The organism is Actinomadura litoris (assembly GCF_009733595.1).
GTDB lineage: Bacteria > Actinomycetota > Actinomycetes > Streptosporangiales > Streptosporangiaceae > Spirillospora > Spirillospora litoris.
Genome location: NZ_WOFH01000004.1, coordinates 106,325 through 120,324 on the forward strand (window position 1 = coordinate 106,325; position 14,000 = coordinate 120,324).

General features: G+C 74.3%; 15 protein-coding genes. 9 read left to right on the forward strand and 6 right to left on the reverse strand.

Annotated features, from left to right (window positions below; translation table 11 throughout):
• Positions 1–352: 352 nt before the first annotated feature.
• From GNZ18_RS11765 to GNZ18_RS11775, 3 genes are read left to right on the forward strand one after another with little or no spacing between them, the layout of a single operon-like run.
• The gene (locus GNZ18_RS11765; RefSeq protein WP_156216357.1) at positions 353–1,081 is read left to right on the forward strand and encodes a (Fe-S)-binding protein; all 729 of its coding nucleotides are present in this window, start codon (positions 353–355) and stop codon (positions 1,079–1,081) included.
• Positions 1,078–2,535: a lactate utilization protein B gene (locus tag GNZ18_RS11770; protein ID WP_376766266.1), complete on the forward strand. Its 1,458-nt coding sequence runs from the start codon at positions 1,078–1,080 to the stop codon at positions 2,533–2,535. The genes GNZ18_RS11765 and GNZ18_RS11770 overlap by 4 nt, the downstream gene beginning before the upstream one ends.
• A gap of 56 nt (positions 2,536–2,591) precedes the next feature.
• On the forward strand, positions 2,592–3,251 hold the full coding sequence (locus tag GNZ18_RS11775; RefSeq protein WP_312874439.1) for a LutC/YkgG family protein: 660 nt from the start codon (positions 2,592–2,594) through the stop codon (positions 3,249–3,251).
• Between the two features lie 63 nt (positions 3,252–3,314).
• Here GNZ18_RS11775 and GNZ18_RS11780 read toward each other — a convergent pair whose 3' ends face one another.
• Positions 3,315–3,884 (reverse strand): TetR/AcrR family transcriptional regulator, encoded by a 570-nt coding sequence (locus tag GNZ18_RS11780; protein WP_156216359.1) that lies wholly within the window; start codon positions 3,882–3,884, stop codon positions 3,315–3,317.
• A 123-nt stretch (positions 3,885–4,007) separates the two neighbouring features.
• On the opposite strand from GNZ18_RS11780, the gene GNZ18_RS11785 reads away from it, so the two are divergent.
• The 3 genes from GNZ18_RS11785 (at position 4,008) to GNZ18_RS11795 (ending at position 5,713) form a co-directional block, all read left to right on the forward strand.
• The gene (locus GNZ18_RS11785; protein ID WP_156216360.1) at positions 4,008–4,421 is read left to right on the forward strand and encodes a plectin; all 414 of its coding nucleotides are present in this window, start codon (positions 4,008–4,010) and stop codon (positions 4,419–4,421) included.
• A gap of 255 nt (positions 4,422–4,676) precedes the next feature.
• Positions 4,677–5,387 (forward strand): maleylpyruvate isomerase N-terminal domain-containing protein, encoded by a 711-nt coding sequence (locus GNZ18_RS11790; protein ID WP_214619520.1) that lies wholly within the window; start codon positions 4,677–4,679, stop codon positions 5,385–5,387.
• Positions 5,388–5,464: 77 nt separating this feature from the next.
• Positions 5,465–5,713, forward strand: a complete 249-nt coding sequence (locus tag GNZ18_RS11795) for a metallothionein (protein ID WP_156216361.1) — start codon at positions 5,465–5,467, stop codon at positions 5,711–5,713.
• Between the two features lie 33 nt (positions 5,714–5,746).
• Here the strand turns inward: GNZ18_RS11795 and GNZ18_RS11800 are convergent, their stop codons facing one another.
• Complete coding sequence (locus GNZ18_RS11800) at positions 5,747–6,235, reverse strand: NUDIX domain-containing protein (protein WP_156216362.1); 489 nt, start codon at positions 6,233–6,235, stop codon at positions 5,747–5,749.
• A gap of 257 nt (positions 6,236–6,492) precedes the next feature.
• On the reverse strand, positions 6,493–7,023 hold the full coding sequence (locus tag GNZ18_RS11805) for a MarR family winged helix-turn-helix transcriptional regulator (RefSeq protein ID WP_308166280.1): 531 nt from the start codon (positions 7,021–7,023) through the stop codon (positions 6,493–6,495).
• 94 nt (positions 7,024–7,117) lie between these two features.
• On the opposite strand from GNZ18_RS11805, the gene GNZ18_RS11810 reads away from it, so the two are divergent.
• Both GNZ18_RS11810 and GNZ18_RS11815 read left to right on the forward strand, forming a co-directional pair.
• Positions 7,118–8,101: an ATP-binding cassette domain-containing protein gene (locus tag GNZ18_RS11810; RefSeq protein WP_156216364.1), complete on the forward strand. Its 984-nt coding sequence runs from the start codon at positions 7,118–7,120 to the stop codon at positions 8,099–8,101.
• A 2-nt stretch (positions 8,102–8,103) separates the two neighbouring features.
• Positions 8,104–8,994 carry an ABC transporter permease gene (locus GNZ18_RS11815; protein ID WP_156216365.1) on the forward strand — a complete coding sequence of 297 codons (891 nt, stop codon included), beginning with the start codon at positions 8,104–8,106 and terminating at the stop codon, positions 8,992–8,994.
• A 65-nt stretch (positions 8,995–9,059) separates the two neighbouring features.
• Here the strand turns inward: GNZ18_RS11815 and GNZ18_RS11820 are convergent, their stop codons facing one another.
• The 3 genes from GNZ18_RS11820 to GNZ18_RS11830 all read right to left on the reverse strand — a co-directional run bounded on the left by GNZ18_RS11820 (position 9,060) and on the right by GNZ18_RS11830 (position 12,949).
• Entirely contained in the window at positions 9,060–10,427 is a 1,368-nt protein-coding gene (locus GNZ18_RS11820; RefSeq protein WP_156216366.1) for an RNA polymerase sigma factor, read from the reverse strand.
• Between the two features lie 253 nt (positions 10,428–10,680).
• Positions 10,681–11,712: a cation diffusion facilitator family transporter gene (locus GNZ18_RS11825; RefSeq protein ID WP_156216367.1), complete on the reverse strand. Its 1,032-nt coding sequence runs from the start codon at positions 11,710–11,712 to the stop codon at positions 10,681–10,683.
• 52 nt (positions 11,713–11,764) lie between these two features.
• The gene (locus GNZ18_RS11830) at positions 11,765–12,949 is read right to left on the reverse strand and encodes an AMP-binding protein (RefSeq protein WP_156216368.1); all 1,185 of its coding nucleotides are present in this window, start codon (positions 12,947–12,949) and stop codon (positions 11,765–11,767) included.
• A 141-nt stretch (positions 12,950–13,090) separates the two neighbouring features.
• Here GNZ18_RS11830 and GNZ18_RS11835 point away from each other — a divergent pair, with 141 nt between their 5' ends.
• Positions 13,091–13,990, forward strand: coding sequence for a 1,4-dihydroxy-2-naphthoyl-CoA synthase (locus tag GNZ18_RS11835; RefSeq protein ID WP_156216369.1), 900 nt, complete (start codon positions 13,091–13,093; stop codon positions 13,988–13,990).
• Positions 13,991–14,000: the final 10 nt, after the last annotated feature.

The following is a 14,000-nucleotide window of genomic DNA, read 5'->3' on the forward strand; positions in this document are numbered from 1 at the left end:
GCGTGCCTCCGGTCTCAACTACTCGTCGGTTGTGGTGCTTTTCCTTATTGACGCACCCCAGTGTGGAACGGTTCGTCCCCACCGGCCATAGCCCGTTGGGACGGTTGTCCTTTGGTACCGAGGTACCGGAGAGATGTGACCCGACTCACCCCGAGGTGCCAGGCATAGCGTCCCCCGGGCTCGATAACGGACGAAGAACGACACGCCGTCGGATAGGCAAACGTTCCCAACCGGTGCTTTCCTGGTGCGGGAGCGGGCCGGGTGCGATCGTTTCAGGCGGACGCACCCTCCGCGACCCCTACGATGTCCCACGGGAGCAGGGGTTTCCGCACGGCGACTGGGGGTGGCCGGGATGCGCGTCGCGCTTTTCGTCGCGTGCTTCGACGACGCGATGTTTCCCGCGACGGGCAAGGCGGTGACGTCCCTGCTGGAGCGCCTCGGGCACGAGGTCTCCTACCCGCCGGGGCAGACCTGTTGTGGCCAGGTGCACTGGACGACCGGCTACCACCGGGAGGCCGCCGCGCTCGCGCGCGGGTTCACCGGCGCGTTCGAGGGCTCCGAGGCGGTGGTGACGGCGTCCGCGTCGTGCGCCGTCGCCGTCCGCGACGCCTACCCGAGGATCGCGCGGTCGGCCCGCGACCCGGGGCTGGCCCGCGCCGCCGAGGGCCTCGCCGTCTACGAGCTGACGGAGTTCCTGGTGGACGTGCTGGGCGTCACCGACCTCGGCGCCTACTTCCCGCACCGCGTCACCTACCATCCGACCTGCCAGTCCCTGCGGACGCTCGGCGTCGCCGACCGCCCGCTGCGGCTGCTGCGCGCGGTGAGGGGGCTGGAGCTGGTCGAGCTGCCGGCGGCGGAGGAGTGCTGCGGGTTCGGCGGGGCGTTCGCGATGAAGAACGCCGACGTGTCGGTGGCGATGGTCGCCGACAAGGTCCGGCACGTCCGCGACACCGGCGCCGACGTGGTGTGCGCGGCCGACAACTCCTGCCTCGCCCACATCGGCGGCGCGCTGTCGCGGCTGCGGGGCGGCGTCCGGGTCATGCACCTGGCCGAGATCCTGGCCGAGACGGGGCCGGTGTGACGGCCTCCTCAGGGACGGCCGGCGAGGCGCGCGCACCCGTCCCGCTGCCGACGCCGAAGTTCGCCACCGCCGCCCGCGCCGCGCTCGCCGACACCCGGCTGCGCCGCAACCTGCGCGGCGCGACCGCCTCGCTGCGCGAGCGGGCGGGGGCCTCGCCCGAACCGGGCGACTGGGAGGAGCTGCGCGAGGCGGGCCGCGCGATCCGCGACGACGCGCTGCTGAACCTCGACGCGCACCTGGAGGAGCTGGAACGCGCCGTCACCGAGGCGGGCGGCACCGTGCACTGGGCGGCGGACGCGGCGGAGGCCCGCCGGATCGTGCTCGCGCTGGTCCAGGCGACCGGGGCGAGGGAGGTCGTGAAGGCCCGCTCCCTGGTCGCCCGCGAGATCGGTCTGAACGGCGCGCTCGCCGCGGCGGGGATCACGGCCCGCGAGACGGCGCTCGCCGACCTCGTCGTCCAGCTCGGCGGGGACGAGCCGTCCCACCTGCTGTCCCCGGCCGCGCACCGCGACGGCGCGCAGATCCGCGAGCTGTTCCTGCGGGGGCTGCTGGGCGCCCCGCCGGACCTGCCGGACGAGCCCGCCGCGCTCGTCGGCGCCGCCCGCGCGCACCTGCGCGAGGGGTTCCTCGCCGCCCGGGTCGCGATCACCGGCGCGAACTTCCTGGTCGCCGAGACGGGCACGGCGGTGCTGCTGGAGTCGGAGGGCAACGCGCGGATGTGCCTCACGCTCCCGGACACGCTGATCACCCTCGCCGGGATCGAGAAGGTGGTCCCGGCCTGGGCCGACCTGGAGGTCCTCCTCCAGCTCCTCCCGCGCTCGGCGGCGGGGGAGGCGATGACCCCCTACGTCTCGTCCTGGACGGGGGTGACGCCCGGCGACGGGCCGCGCGCCTTCCACCTCGTCCTGCTCGACAACGGGCGCACCAGGGCGCTCGCCGACGAGGTCGGGCGGGCGGCGCTGCGCTGCGTCCGCTGCTCGGCCTGCCTGAACGTCTGCCCGGTCTACGAGCGGACGGGCGGCCACGCCTACGGGCCGGTCTACCCGGGCCCGATCGGCGCGATCCTCACCCCGCAGATGCGCGGGGTGGAGAGCGCCGCCGACGCGTCGCTGCCGTACGCGTCCACGCTCTGCGGCGCGTGCGCGGACGTGTGCCCCGTGAAGATCGACATCCCGGAGGTGCTGGTGCACCTGCGCGGGAGGGTGGTCGAGTCGCGGCGCCGCCGTCCCGTCCCGACGCCGGAGCTGCTGATGATGCGCGGCCTCGCCTGGACGATGGGCGACGCGCGGCGCTACGAGGCGGCGCTGCGGCGCGGCACCCGGTGGGCGCGGCTGCTGTCGCGCGGCGGCCGGATCCGGCGGCTGCCGGGGCTGCTCGGCAAGTGGACCGAGGCCCGCGACCTGCCCGCGCCTCCGGCGGAGAGCTTCCGCGCCTGGTGGCGCCGCAGGCCGTGAGCGGGGAGTGGGACCGGTGACGGAGGGGGCGGGCTCGTGACGGGGGAGGCGGGCTGGTGAGCGGGGAGAGCGGGGCCGGGTCGCGCGAGGAGATCCTGCGGCGCGTCCGGGAGGCGCTCGGCGGGGCGCGGGGGGCGCGCCCGCCGGTGCCGCGCGGGTACGCCCGGCGGCTGCCCGAGGCGGAGGCCGAGACCAGGGCGGACGTCCTCGCGCTGTTCACCGAGCGCGTCGCCGACCGGCGGGCGGCGGTGCGGCACGTCAGCGCCGACGAGCTGGCGACGGCGGTGGCCGCCGCGCTGTGGGGCCGGGAGGCCGCGCAGATCGCCGTCCCGGCCGACCTGCCCTACGGCTGGCTGGCCGACCTGGACGGCGTGCGCGCGCTGGCCGACGCCCCGGCGCTCGACACCGAGACGCTCGCGGCGTGCGACGGCGTCGTCACCGGCTGCGCGGCGGCCGTCGCGCTGACCGGCACGGTCGTGCTGGACGGCGGCCGGGCCCAGGGGCGGCGCGCGCTGACCGCCGTCCCCGGCTACCACCTGTGCGTGGTCCACGCCGACCAGATCGTGGGAACGGTCCCGGAGGCACTCGGGCGCCTCGACCCGTCCCGCCCGCTGACCTGGATCAGCGGGCCGTCCACGACCCACGACATCGGGATGGCGCGGGTGGAGGGCGTGCACGGCCCGCGCCATCTGGAGGTCCTCGTCGTCGAGGACTGAGTCCATGAAGTCGCGGTGGGCTCGTGACGGCTGGCGTCGTCCGGAGACATGTCCGGTCGTGGGTCAGCCCGCGCCGGTGAGGAGGAGGTCCAGGCCCGCGTCGAAGCGGGCGTCCCAGTCGACCGCGCGGTCGGCGCCGTCCTCGGCGGTCCCGCGGACCTCCAGGGCCGCGTGGCCGATCACGTAGCCGAGCAGGGCGTGCGCGGCGACGGCCGCCGCGTCCTCGGGGACGGCGCCGCGCCGCATCACCTCCCGCAGCGACACGACGGTCTCGGTCAGCGCGGCGGGGTTGCGCCGGGTGACGACGAGGGGGAGGACGCCCGCGTGCGCCAGCAGCCGCGTCCGGTAGTCGCGGGCCCAGCCGCGCAGGTCCTCCCGCCAGGCGCCGCCCGCCCCGCCCGGGGTGGCGGGCGCGGCGGCGACGTGCGCGACGAGGCCGTCCAGGAGCTGCTCCTTCCCCCGGGGGAGGTGGTGGTAGATCGCCATCGCCTCGACCTCCAGCGCGTCGCCGAGGCGGCGCATGGTGAGCCGGGACAGGCCCTGGCCGTCGACGATGCGGAGGGCGGCGTCGATGATCCGCTCGATGGACAGCGGGGCGCGGTTCTGCGCGTTGATGCTCGGTTGTCGAACCATAGGACCCCGTACCTTACTACGTAAAGGGCCCGGCCCTGGTGTGCCCCGTCACGACACGCCGGACAGCCCGCGTACGCTTGCCTGGATCGGACGAGTAGATCGTGAGCTTGAGGGAGAACCACCATGCCGCTGGGCCGCCGGGTGAGCAAGGACGTCGCGGAGCCGTACGAGGCCGACCAGCGGCTGGCCGCCGACTATCCGGCGCGGCTCGCGGCGGCGACGGAGGCGGAGCGGGCGCTGCGGGACGCCCAGGGCGCGGACACGCCCGCGCCGGAGGTGCGGGAGCTGGTGGTCGCCTTCGACAAGGCGCTGACCGCCGCGCTCGCCGCCGCCGAGGCCGCCGAGCGCACCGAGATGGGCCCGAAGGTGTACTCGACCCCGGCGCAGGACGCGGCGACCCGCCGGGCCGCCGAGATCGCCTACCGCAAGGCGAAGGCGCGGCCGTCGGTCCGGCCGTGGACCGACGAGGTCGACCGGCTCCGGACCGCGCGCGAGGCGCACCGGCTGAGCTTCCGGACGCGGCCGGCGGCCGTGTGAGCGGGCCCGCCGCGCGGCGCGCGGCGGGCGTCACCCGTCCGCGGGGAACCGGGCGGGATGTCCCCGGACGTGGGACGACACAGCATCACCGGGTGGCACCGGCCACCGAACTCTGAGAGTCTGCCCTCTCGGGGAGCGCCGGGGCGGTCCGCACCGAGGCGCCGCGGGGACGGCGGCGGGGTGCGGGGCACGCCGCGGCGGGGAGGGCACCGGGGAGGGCACGCGCACGGTGCTCTGGACGCGGGGGGAAGTCACGTGGAGCGCACGCCGCCGGACCGGCACCGCGTCCTGGAGTCCTACCAGGACGGGGTGCGGGCGATCGTCGCGCTGGCGGACGGGGTCGCCGACTGGGACGTGCCGACGCCGTGCGCCGACTGGCGGCTGATCGACCTCGCCGGGCACCTGCGGTGCGTGGCGGAGAACTTCCTCGAATACCTGCAGGACGCGCCCGACAGCAGGCTCGCGAAGCTGTTCGCGCAGGACGCCGCGTCGGCGGTGCTGATCCGGCAGCAGGCCCGGCAGAACGCGGCGGAGCTGGCGGTGCTGCCCGCCGAGCCGGGGCCGGAGCGGATCATGGCGTTCGGTGTGTCGGCGGGCGCCTACGCCGACCTGACGCCCGACACCTGGGACCGGACGCATCTGATCTACCGGGGCACCAAGTACACGGTCGGCGACCACGCGGGCGCGGCGTGCGTGGAGTGGCACCTGCACGCGTGGGACATGGCGCGCGCGTCCGGCGCCGACTACCGCCCGCGCGACCCCGACCTGCTGGTGTCGGCGTGGCACTGGGGCGTCCCGCACCTGCCGCTCGCCGCGGGGGACCCGTGGGAGTCGGTGCTGTGCTCCTCGGGGCGCTCGCCGCGCTGGCCGGAGCCCGCCGACCGGCCGGTCGCCGCCGGCGGGTCCGCGCGCAGGCGGGGCGGCCGCCCCGCCCGCCAGGCGCCCGCCGGCCGCGGCCGCGGGTAGCCCTCGGGCCCGGGTAGCGGGGCTGTGACCTGGGTAGACAGTCACAGCGACGCGGCGGGGGAGAGGAGAGCGACCCGATGGCGACCTGCGAGGTCTGCGGAAACGACTACGCGATGTCCTTCGAGGTGCACGCGCAGGGCAGCGTCCACACCTTCGACTCGTTCGAGTGCGCGATCACCCGGATGGCGCCGATCTGCGAGCACTGCGAGTGCCGGGTCCTCGGCCACGGGGTGGAGGTGGGCCGGCACTGGTACTGCTCGGCCCACTGCGCCCGCGTCGCCGACCCCGAGCACGCCCGGGGCATGCACGACGCCGCGCCCGTCTGAACCGCGGCCCCCCTCCGGCCGGCGCCGGGGGCGTCAGGTGGCGGCGCCGAACGGCTGCTCCCGTCCGTCCTCCAGGTAGACGGCGCGGCCCTCGGCCAGCGCGCGCAGGCTGGGCTCCATCCGGCGGGCGATGTGCGGGGCGGCCAGTTCGGGGATCTTCTCCGGCGCGACCAGGACGTGGTCGGACAGCTCGTCGGGCGGCAGCCGGATCGCCTCGACCTCCGCGCCGGTGACGGTGCCGGCGAAGACGAAGACGTTGACGGAGTCGATGCCGTCGCGGGGGGAGCCCCAGTCGACGCAGACGAGCCCGTCCAGGCGGGGGACGAAGCCGAGTTCCTCCTCGCACTCGCGGACGCAGGCCGACAGCGGGGACTCGTCGGCCTCGATGACCCCGCCGGGCAGGAACCAGCCCTCCTTGTAGGTGGGCTTGACCAGCAGGACCCGCCCCAGGTCGTCCAGGAGCAGGGCCGCCGCGGCGCCGCGGGCACGCGGCAGGGAGGCGTAGTAAGCAAGGTCGGGCATGTACCGAGGTTAGGTGCGCCGGGCACCGGACGATCCCGGGCGGTGCGGGGCGGGGCCGCATCCGTCCGCGAGATCGCCGGGGCGCCGCGAATCCGTTCGGGGTCCGCGCGGGCGGCGCGCGAAAGGGCCATGACAGCGGTCGACAACGCTTGACACGAGATCGTCAAGGCGCCGCCTGACGGGTCGGCCGTCCCGGTCGCAGGGCCTGTGAGCTGGTGGAACGTGTCCGGGGCGGACCGCGCGCCGAGGCGGGCTCGTCACGGCCTCGGGTGGGGTTCGCGCGGCGGTGGCGGCGCCGCGCCTCCGGCGCCGTTGCCGCCGGGCGCGCTCGCGGCGGACGGGTCGCCGAAGCGGGTGTCGTGGTGGGCGAGGACGCGCACCATCAGCTCCTTGAACCGCTCCAGCTCGTCGCCGGTGAGCGGGGCGAACAGCAGGTCGTTGAGGCGCGCCCGCTTCTCGCGGGCGGCGCCGAGGAACAGCCGTCCGTCCTCGGTGACGTCGAGGGCGTAGCGGCGGCGGTCGCGGGGGTCGCGGCGCCGCTCCACATGCCCGGCGGCCTCCAGCGCGTCGACGAGGCCGACCATGTCGCCGGCGTCGATCCGCAGGTACTCGCTGGCCTCCCGCTGGGACAGCGGCCCGTGGCGGGCCACGCAGTCCAGCACCATCAGGTGCGGCAGCCGGACGCGGTCGCCGGGGAACATCTCGGCGCCGGTCCGCCGGACGAGCCGGACCAACTCATACAGCAGGTAGGTCGGCGATTCGCGCAGCGGATCGGGCTGCTCCGACACGGGCCCTCCCTTGGTGTCCCGAATTTCTCTTGACCAGAGAGATAGGACAATCCTACCGTTGGTATATCCAAAACGAATACGGCGAGGAGGGCTCATGCCGGACGGGGGAGACGCCGTCGAGGTCGACGGCCTGACGAAGAGGTTCGGCGACGCGGAGGCCGTGCGGGGGATCGAGTTCTCGGTCCGCCCGGGGGAGGTGTTCGGCTTCCTCGGCCCGAACGGCGCGGGCAAGTCCACCACGATCAACATGCTCTGCACGCTGCTGCGCCCCTCGGGCGGCACCGCGCGGGTCGCCGGGCACGACGTGGTGGCCGAGCGCGACACCGTCCGCCGCAACATCGGGCTGGTGTTCCAGGACACGACGCTCGACGGCTACCTGACGGGCGAGCAGAACCTGCGCTTCCACGCCGAGCTGTACGGGGTGCCGAGGTCGGTCACGACCGACCGGATCGGGCAGGTGCTGGAGATGGTCGGGCTGTGGGACCGCCGCCGCGACCGGGTGCAGACCTTCTCGGGCGGCATGAAGCGGCGGCTGGAGATCGCGCGGGGCCTGCTGCACTCGCCGCGCGTGCTGTTCCTGGACGAGCCGACCGTCGGCCTCGACCCGCAGACCCGCGCGTCGATCTGGGAGTACATCCGCCAGCTCAGGGAGGCCGAGGAGATCACGATCTTCATGACCACCCACTACATGGACGAGGCGGAGTACTGCGACCGCATCGCCATCATGGACTCGGGGCGGATCGTCGCGCTGGACACCCCCGAGGCGCTCAAGGCCGGGGTCGGCGAGGACCGGGTGCGCATCCAGACCGCCGACGACCGGGCGGCGATCGCCGAGATCGCGGACCGGTTCGGGCTGGAGGCGGTCATGTCGGAGGGCGCCGTCACGTTCCGGGTCGTCGCCGGTGAGGCGTTCGTGCCCCGGTTGTTCGCGGAGCTGGGCGTCCCGATCCGGTCGGTCAGCGTCGCCCGGCCGTCGCTGGACGACGTGTTCATGAGCTTCACCGGCAGCACGATCCGTGACGCGGAGGCCGGGGCCGGCGACCACATGCGCGTGATGATGCGCGCGATGAGGAGATGAGGATGACGACGAGAACGAGCGCCCCGGCCCCCGCCGCGGGGGTCGTGCGGGTCTCGGTGCCCGAGCGCAGCGTCCGGCACGACCTGCGGGCGGTGCGGATCGTCCTGCACCGGGAGCTGATCCGGTTCTGGCGCGACAAGGTGCGGCTGGTGAGCGGGCTGGTCCAGCCGGTGCTGTGGCTGCTGGTCATGGGCACCGGGCTGTCGAACCTGATGGCCTCGGGCAGCGGGCCCGCCGGCGACATCGACCTGAAGACGTTCATCTTCCCGGGCGTGTGTGCGATGTCGGTGATGTTCACCGCGATGTTCTCCGCCGGGTCGATCGTGTGGGACCGCGAGTTCGGGTTCCTGCGCGAGATGCTCGTCGCGCCGGTCAGCCGGAGCGCGATCGTGATCGGCAAGTGCATCGGCGGCGCGTTCGTCGCGACCGTGCAGGGGACGGTGATCGTGCTGCTGGCGGGCCTGGCCGGCGTCCCCTACGACCCGCTGCTGCTCCTGGAGCTGGTCGGGCTCATGTTCCTCGGCGCGTTCGCGCTGACGGGCTTCGGGGTGATGATGGCGGCGCGGATCAGGAGCATGCAGTCGTTCTTCGGCCTCATGCAGATGGCGATGATGCCGATGATGTTCCTGTCGGGCGCGCTGTACCCGCTGAACGGGCTGCCGACCTGGCTGAGCGTCCTCACCCGCTTCAACCCGCTCACCTACGCGGTGGACCCGCTCCGCCAGGCGGTCTTCCGGCACCTGGACGCCTCGCCCGCGCTGGAGCGCACCTTCAACCCGGGCGTGACCTGGAACGGCTGGGTCGTGCCGGTCTGGCTGGAGGTCGTCATCGTCGTGCTGATGGGCGTGGGGCTGATGGGCGTGGCGATCCTGGAGTTCCGCCGCGCCGACTGAACCCGCGCGGCGCGGGGCCCGCCGGAGTTCTCCGGCGGGCCCCGTTCTCGCTGTCGGGTGTCGGGTCAGACGGCGAAGTCCAGCAGCGGGCTGGCGTTGCTCGGGTGCCGCAGCTTGGACAGCGACTCCTTCTCCAGCTGGCGGATCCGCTCGCGGGTCAGCCCGAGGGCCTTGCCGATCTCGTCGAGGGTCCGGGGCGTCCCGTCGTAGAGCCCGAACCGCATCGCCATGATCTTGGCCTCGCGCGGCGAGAGGATGTCCAGCGTGCGGCGTAGCTGGTCGGCCATGAGCTGGCGGTCGACCAGCTCGGCGGCCTCGGGGCTGTCGGTGTCCTCGATGAGGTCGCCGATGCGGGTCTCGCCGTCCTCGCCGATCGTGGAGTCCAGGCTGATCGGCTGGCGGCTGGTGCGCAGCAGCTCGCGGATCTGCTCGGGGCTCTTGTCCAGCTCGACGGCCAGCTCCTCGGGCGTGGGCTCGCGGCCGAGGCGCTGGTGCATGTCGCGCTCGACGCGGCTGAGCTTGCTCAGCATCTCCAGCACGTGGACGGGCAGCCGGATCGTGCGGGCCGAGTCGGCGAACCCGCGCTGGATCGCCTGGCGGATCCACCACATCGCGTAGGTGGAGAACTTGTAGCCCTTGGAGTAGTCGAACTTCTCGACGGCGCGGATCAGCCCGAGGTTGCCCTCCTGGACGACGTCCAGCAGCGACAGGCCGCGGTCGGAGTACTTCTTGGCGACCGACACCACGAGCCGGAGGTTGGCCTCCAGCATGTGGGCCTTGGCGCGGCGGCCGTCGGCGGCGATCCACTCCAGGTCGGCGCGGACGCGCGGGCGCAGGTCCTCGGTCTCCAGCTTGTGCTCGGCGTACAGCCCGGCCTCGATGCGCTTGGCGAGGTCCACCTCCTGCTCGGCGGTCAGCAGCTGCCGCCGCCCGATGGCCTTCAGGTAGGTGTGGACGGAGTCGCCCATGGTCGTGGACTGGTCGTCCAGGTCGGCGGGGGTGTCGGCGGCCTCGACCTCGGTGACCTCGAACGCCTCGTCGTCGCCGGTGTCGGCGGCCTTGGCGTTCTTCCGGGCGGTCTTCGCGGTGCTCCTGGGGGCGCTCTTGGCGGTGGCCTTCCTCGTGGGACGCTTCTTCGCGGTCAGCGCCGGCTCGCCGCCGGCGTGGTCGGCGGTGCCGTTCGCGGTGCCGTTCGCCGTGCCGTTGGCGGTGGCGCGGCGGGCGGGGTCGCCCTCGCCGGCGAGGCTGATGCCGGACTCCGAGAGCTCGCGCAGGATCGAGCGGCCCTGGGCGGGGCTGATGCCGGCGGCCTCGAATGCCCCCCTGACCTCGTCGAGCGAGAGGCGCCCTTGGGCGCGGCCACGCTTCAGGAGCTCGTCGAGTGCGGGGCTCGCGGGCTCCGTGAGCGGGGTCTCTGCGGCGGTTCGCGGCATGGGGACGCCCCCCTCCCTTCCGTGGTGTGGGTGCGGCGCGGATTCTGTCTCGCTGCCTGCGCTCGCACTTATCGGAACGTCGCGCGGAGGGGTTCTTGTTCCCGGCGCGCGGGATCGGCCGTCCGGCCGGAGGACCGTGGAGGAACGGTCCAGGGGTTCGTGGTGCCCGGATCGGGGCGTCTCACACGTCCACCTTCACCCGATGTCACCTTACTACGTAAAGGCGCCGGGCGGTGAGGCTATGTGACACAATTCACCCAGTTCCGGACTGCTCCGGCGGCAGAGGCCGACCATAGCGCGCGATGACGCGTTCGCGCAGCTCAGGGTCGTCGCGGGGGACCGGTTCGAGGAAGATCTCGTCGATCTCGTCGTGGGCTTCGCGCAGCTCGCGGCCCATCCGCACGCAGGCGCGCTCGACGTCCCCGGCGGTGAGCGCGTCGCGGAAGTCCAGGCGCGCGCAGACGAGGACGCGGTCGGCCCCGACCGTCATGGTGACGAGGTCCACGACCCATTCCACTTCGGGGGCCGCGGCCAGCCGGGCGCGGACGTCGGCGACGACGCGCGGGTCGGCCTGGCTGCCGATGAGCAGGTTGAGGTTGATGCGGCCGAGGACCAGCGCGACGGCGGTGAGCAGGACGCCGATGAGGACCGAACCGGCGCCGTCCCAGGCGGCGGAGCCGGTGAGCTGGTGCAGCCCGAGGCCGGCGAAGGCGAGCAGGAGGCCGATGAGGGCGGCCGAGTCCTCCAGCAGGACGCTGATCGCGGTGGGCTCGTCCGTCCGGCGGATGTAGGCGGTGAGGGGGAGGTCCTCCGCGTGGGCGGCGGCGCGGACCTGCCGCAGCGCCTGCCGCCAGGAGATCGCCTCCAGGACGAGGGAGACGGCGAGGACGCAGTAGCCGACGAGCGGGTCGGCCTCGTTCCCGTGGTGCCGGACGAGGGTCTGGAACCCCTGGTAGAAGGCGAACAGGGCGCCCATCCCGAAGATCGCGACGGCGACGAGCAGCGTCCAGATGTAGCGCTCCTTGCCGTAGCCGAGGGGGTGGCGGCGGTCGGCGGGCCGGCCGCTGCGCCGCAGCCCGACCATCAGCAGCACCTCGTTGAAGGTGTCGGCGATGGAGTGGGCGGCCTCGGCGGCCATCGACGCCGACCCGGTGGCGACCGCCGCGACGATCTTGGCGATCGCGATGCCGAGGTTGGCGGCGAGCGCGAGCAGGACGGTGAGGAGGCTCTCGTTCTCCGCTCCGCCGGCGTGTTCCCCGGGCCGGTCCGCGCGCTGTTCCGCCATGGTGATCGTCTTCCCCCGGCGGGCGCCGCGTCATGCGCCGGGCGGGGGCGGGCTAGCGGCCTGTGGCGGGGGCGCGCAGGCGGGCGCGGTCGGGTTTGCCGGAGGGCAGCAGCGGGATGGCCTCGACGAGTTCCAGCTCGTGCGGGGCGGCGTGGGCGGGCAGCGTCTCGCGGACGAGGGCGCGCAGCTCGGGCAGGGCGGGGGCGGGGTGGGCGCCGGGGGCGGGGACGACGACGGCGGTGACGCGCTCGCCCCAGTCGGGGTCGGGGCGTCCGACGACGACGACGTCGTGGACGGCGGGGTGGCGGGACAGGGCGGTGGCGACCTCGCCGGCGACGACCTTCTCGCCGCCGGTGTTGATCACGTCGTCGACGCGGCCGAGGACGCGGAGCCGCCCGTGGTCGAGGGCGCCGAGGTCCTGGGTGCGGAACCAGTCGCCGTCCATGGCCTCGGCGGTGGCGTCGGGGCGGAGCCGGTAGCGGGCGAACAGGGACGGGCCGGCGAGGCGGATCCGCCCGTCCGGGCCGAGGGCGGCGCGCATCCCGTCGAGGGGGACGCCGTCGTAGACGCAGCCGCCGCAGGTCTCGCTCATGCCGTAGCTGGGGTGGACGCGGCCGCCGCGGGCGCGGGCCTCGGCGAGCAGGCCGGGGGCGGCGGCGGCGCCGCCGAGGACGACGGCGCCGAGGGAGGCCAGGTCGGTGCCGGCGTCCAGGAGGCGGCGGAGCTGGGTGGGGACGAGCGCGATGTGCAGGTCGCGGGCGGCGGTCGCGGCAAGGTCGGCGACGGCGGCGGTGTCGAAGCGGGGGTGCAGGACGGGGTGGGTGCCGGCGACGAGGGAGCGGACGAGGACCTGGACGCCGGAGATGTGGCTGGTGGGCACGCAGCACAGCCACCGGTCGCCGGGCGCGGCGCCGAGGCGGGCGAGGGTGCCGGCGGCGGAGTGGCGCAGGGCGGCGGCGGTCAGCTCGACGAACTTGGGTGTGCCGGTGGAGCCGGAGGTGGCGATGAGGACGGCGGTGTCGTCGTGGACGGGGACGCCGCCGTCGCGGGGGGTGAGGCCGTCCTCGGTCTGGACGGCGTGCGGGGCGAGGGCGTCCAGCAGGGCCTGGAGGGCGGGCGGGGGCAGGCCGGGGGAGAGGGGGCAGATCGCGGGTCCGGTGCCGTCGAGCGCGGCGGCCAGCGCCCGGAGCAGGTCGGGGCCGGGCGGGAGGAGGACGGCGTGCAGGCGGCGATCCATGATCCCGCCAGGGTAGACGACTACGCTGAACGCGTTCAAATCATCCGGTGGCGTGGGGCTGGTGTGCCGGGGGCGGAGGACGGTCCGGGCCGCCGGGGCGGTTGAATGGGGCGGGCCGAACGGGCGGCAGGAGAGGACGACATGGTCTCGGAGTTGTTCGACGCGAGCGCCTGGAAAGAGGTGGAGGGGTTCGGGTTCACCGACATCACCTATCACCGGGCCGTCGACCACGGCACGGTGCGGGTGGCGTTCGACCGCCCGGAGGTGCGGAACGCGTTCCGCCCGCACACGGTGGACGAGCTGTACCGGGCGCTGGACCACGCGCGGATGTCCAGCGACATCGGGTGCGTGCTGCTGACGGGGAACGGGCCCTCGCCCAAGGACGGCGGGTGGGCGTTCTGCTCGGGCGGCGACCAGCGGATCCGGGGCCGGGACGGCTACCGGTACGCCGAGGGGGAGACCTCGGACACGATCGACCCGGCGCGCGCGGGGCGGCTGCACATCCTGGAGGTGCAGCGGCTGATCCGCTTCATGGGCAAGGTCGTGATCTGCGTGGTGCCGGGGTGGGCCGCGGGCGGCGGGCACAGCCTGCACGTGGTGGCCGATCTCACGCTCGCGAGCCGGGAGCACGCGCGGTTCAAGCAGACCGACGCGGACGTGGCGAGCTTCGACGGCGGGTTCGGGTCGGCGTACCTGGCGCGGCAGGTGGGGCAGAAGTTCGCGCGGGAGATCTTCTTCCTGGGCGACACCTACGACGCGGAGGCCGCGCACCGGATGGGCATGGTGAACGCGGTCGTGCCGCACGCCGAGCTGGAGGCGACGGCGCTGGAGTGGGCGCGCAAGGTCAACGGGAAGAGCCCGACCGCGCAGCGGATGCTGAAGTACGCCTTCAACCTCGTCGACGACGGGCTGGTGGGGCAGCAGGTGTTCGCCGGGGAGGCGACGCGGCTGGCCTACGGCACGGACGAGGCGGCCGAGGGGCGGGATTCGTTCCTGGAGAAGCGTGACGCCGATTGGTCGCGTTTCCCGTGGTACTACTAGGTTCGGTTCG

What these genes read in the sequence shown, in the direction of transcription:
- GNZ18_RS11765 (WP_156216357.1), top strand. Translation starts at nt 353, where the DNA reads ATGCGCGTCGCGCTTTTCGTCGCGTGCTTCGACGACGCGATGTTTCCC.
- GNZ18_RS11780 (WP_156216359.1), bottom strand. Translation starts at nt 3,884, where the DNA reads ATGGTTCGACAACCGAGCATCAACGCGCAGAACCGCGCCCCGCTGTCC.
- GNZ18_RS11785 (WP_156216360.1), top strand. Translation starts at nt 4,008, where the DNA reads ATGCCGCTGGGCCGCCGGGTGAGCAAGGACGTCGCGGAGCCGTACGAG.
- GNZ18_RS11795 (WP_156216361.1), top strand. Translation starts at nt 5,465, where the DNA reads ATGGCGACCTGCGAGGTCTGCGGAAACGACTACGCGATGTCCTTCGAG.
- GNZ18_RS11800 (WP_156216362.1), bottom strand. Translation starts at nt 6,235, where the DNA reads ATGCCCGACCTTGCTTACTACGCCTCCCTGCCGCGTGCCCGCGGCGCC.
- GNZ18_RS11810 (WP_156216364.1), top strand. Translation starts at nt 7,118, where the DNA reads ATGCCGGACGGGGGAGACGCCGTCGAGGTCGACGGCCTGACGAAGAGG.
- GNZ18_RS11815 (WP_156216365.1), top strand. Translation starts at nt 8,104, where the DNA reads ATGACGACGAGAACGAGCGCCCCGGCCCCCGCCGCGGGGGTCGTGCGG.
- GNZ18_RS11820 (WP_156216366.1), bottom strand. Translation starts at nt 10,427, where the DNA reads ATGCCGCGAACCGCCGCAGAGACCCCGCTCACGGAGCCCGCGAGCCCC.
- GNZ18_RS11825 (WP_156216367.1), bottom strand. Translation starts at nt 11,712, where the DNA reads ATGGCGGAACAGCGCGCGGACCGGCCCGGGGAACACGCCGGCGGAGCG.
- GNZ18_RS11830 (WP_156216368.1), bottom strand. Translation starts at nt 12,949, where the DNA reads ATGGATCGCCGCCTGCACGCCGTCCTCCTCCCGCCCGGCCCCGACCTG.
- GNZ18_RS11835 (WP_156216369.1), top strand. Translation starts at nt 13,091, where the DNA reads ATGGTCTCGGAGTTGTTCGACGCGAGCGCCTGGAAAGAGGTGGAGGGG.